Genomic DNA, 1951 nt, shown 5'->3' on the forward strand with positions numbered 1-1951 from the left:
CGGCACCGACACCGGGCCGGACCTGGACCTCGGCGGGGTCACCGCCCGCGGCGAGGCCACCAACCTGGACGGGGCGAAGTTCGACCTCTCCCTCAACTTCCGCGCCGCCACCGGCCCGGACGGGCGCCCCGGCGCCCTGACCACCCACGTCGGCTACTCGGCCGACCTGTTCGACGCCCCGACCGTCCGCACGCTCCTGGACCGGATCGTGCGCGTCCTGGACGCCGTCACCACCGACCCGGACCGCCCCGTCGGCACCATCGAGCTGCTCGACCCGTCCGAGCGGGCCGCCCTGCTGTCCGCGCCCGTCCCGGTCACCGCGCCCGACGCCGTACTGGGCGAGCTGTTCGCCGCGCAGGCCGCCCGCACGCCGGACGCCACCGCCGTCGTCTTCGAGGACGAGCGCACGACGTACGCCGAACTCGCGGCCCGGGCCAACCGGCTGGCGCACCTGCTGGCGGCACACGGCGCCGGACCCGACCGGCTCGTCGCCGTGGCGCTGCCGCGCTCCACCGACCTCGTCGTGGCCCTCCTGGCCGTGCTCGCGGCGGGTGCCGCCTACCTCCCGGTCGACCCGGACTACCCGGCCGACCGCATCACCTACATGCTCGAGGACGCCCGGCCGGTCCTCCTCGTGACCACCACCGACGTCGCGCAGCGGCTGCCCGAGCCCGCCACCACCGGGGCCGCCACGCTCCTGCTGGACGCCCCGGAGACCGCCGGCCTGCTCGCCGCCGCCCCCGCCACCGCCCCGCGGACCGACGTACGGCCGCAGCACGCCGCGTACGTCATCTACACCTCCGGTTCGACCGGCCGCCCCAAGGGCGTCGTCGTCCCGCACCGGAACGTGACGCGGCTGTTCGGCGCGACCCGCCACTGGTTCGACTTCCGCGCCGACGACGCCTGGACGCTCTACCACAGCTACGCCTTCGACTTCTCCGTCTGGGAGCTGTGGGGCCCGCTGCTGCACGGCGGCCGCCTCGTCGTCGTCCCCCACGCGGTCAGCCGGGCGCCCGGCGAGTTCCTGAAGCTGCTCGCCGACGAGCGGGTCACCGTCCTCAACCAGACCCCGTCCGCCTTCTACCAGTTGATCCAGGCCGACGCCGACGACCCCGCGACCGGGGACCGGCTCGCCCTGCGGACCGTCGTGTTCGGCGGGGAGGCGCTGGACCTGCGCCGGCTGGCCGACTGGTACGAGCGGCACGCGGACGACGCTCCGGTACTGGTCAACATGTACGGCATCACCGAGACCACCGTGCACGTCACGTACCAGGCACTCGACCGCGTCCGCGCGGCCACGCTGCCCGGCAGCGCGATCGGCGAAGCCATCCCCGACCTCGGCCTCTACGTCCTCGACGACGCGCTGCGCCCGGTCCCGGTCGGCGCCGCCGGCGAACTCTACGTGTCCGGCGCCGGCCTGGCCCGCGGCTACCTGGGGCGGCCCGGACTCACCGCCGAGCGGTTCGTCGCGTGCCCCTTCGGGGAGCCGGGCGAGCGGATGTACCGCACCGGCGACGTCGTCCGGTGGCGCGAGCAGGGCCGACTGGAGTACCTGGGCCGGTCCGACCACCAGGTCAAGCTGCGCGGCTTCCGGATCGAGCTGGGCGAGATCGAGTCCGTGCTCGGCTCGTACCCGCAGGTCGCCCAGGCCGCCGTGCTGGTCCGGGAGGACCAGCCGGGCGACAAGCGCCTGGTCGGCTACGTGGTCCCGAAGGACGCGAGCGGCGTGGACGCGGCGGGCCTGCGCGCCCACCTGACCGCCCTGCTGCCCGACTACATGGTGCCGTCCACCACGGTGACCCTGGACGTGCTGCCGCTGACGTCGAACGGGAAGCTGGACCGCCGGGCGCTGCCCGCCCCGGTGTACGCGGGCGGGGCGGCCGGTCGTGGTCCGCGCACGCCGCGGGAGGAGATCCTGTGCGGTCTGTTCGCCGAGGTGCTGGGGGTGGAG

At 75.2% G+C, this 1951-nt stretch carries 1 protein-coding gene; it reads left to right on the top strand.

Annotated elements, in window-relative coordinates:
- A partial coding sequence (locus LG632_RS29970) for an amino acid adenylation domain-containing protein (RefSeq protein WP_226731074.1) occupies positions 1 to 1951 on the top strand: 1951 nt, incomplete at both ends.

Source organism: Streptomyces antimicrobicus (assembly GCF_020532625.1).
In the GTDB taxonomy this organism is placed as follows: domain Bacteria; phylum Actinomycetota; class Actinomycetes; order Streptomycetales; family Streptomycetaceae; genus Streptomyces; species Streptomyces antimicrobicus.